This window comes from Devosia riboflavina, from assembly GCF_000743575.1.
In the GTDB taxonomy this organism is placed as follows: domain Bacteria; phylum Pseudomonadota; class Alphaproteobacteria; order Rhizobiales; family Devosiaceae; genus Devosia; species Devosia riboflavina.
This window is the reverse complement of sequence record NZ_JQGC01000058.1, coordinates 1-760: the sequence shown is the minus strand read 5'-3', so window position 1 is coordinate 760 and position 760 is coordinate 1. Positions and strand designations below refer to the sequence as shown.

At 59.3% G+C, this 760-nt stretch carries 1 protein-coding gene; it reads left to right on the top strand.

Annotation, left to right across the window (positions count from 1 at the left end):
• Positions 1 to 509: 509 nt before the first annotated feature.
• Positions 510 to 760: Gfo/Idh/MocA family oxidoreductase (locus JP75_RS24625; protein WP_035087825.1), on the top strand; the 251-nt coding region annotated here is incomplete at its 3' end.

Below are 760 nucleotides of genomic sequence, written 5' to 3'. Positions count from 1 at the left end.
ACTCACGGCCGGGATCGCCAGGATGAGCAATGAGCGATCCACACGCGGCTGGACCGGCTTTGGCTGTGGTTCCCGTTTCATTGGCTCTCCCCTGCCTATCACTGGCCGGGAAGACCTGTCATCGTCCCTCGACCGTCATCATGAGTAACGGACTTTATCGTTAAAGTGAATGGGCAATTTTAACGTTAAAGTTGACGTGCAAAAGTGGGTCTGACCTGTGAAATCGCGCCCCGCGACGAGCATGCTTAGCGGCAAGTTGTGACAAGGATATTTCAGCCTGGAACTGATACCGCCATTGGCCTCCGGCGTGTGCGTGCCGATCCTCGCGCAGTGACATCCTTTCAGCTGGCGTCCGACAGGTGATGGACACGGGGTGCTTCCAGAAAACCAGAAACGCATGCCAATAAATCCAACTCCACTGGTGTGCAAAACCGAACGCTTGCTGTTCTATAGGCGCACCAATGCCTTGCGGCCGGCATGCCGCACGGGTTGACGAGGGAGGAAAGTTCATGCGGCTCGGTATTATCGGCACCGGCAATATTGCGCGACGGCATCTCGCCCTTCTGGCCGAGACGGATGGCGATGTCGCCGTCGTCGCCCACCTTTCGCGCCACGCCGATCGCGCCGCGGAAGCGGCAAGCCGATATGGCGGTACGCCGCATACGTCGCTCGACGAGTTCATCACCCAGGGCCGCCCGGATGCCGTGATCGTCACCGTGCCGCCAGACCAGCACGGGGAGATCGAGCATGCCCTTATCGA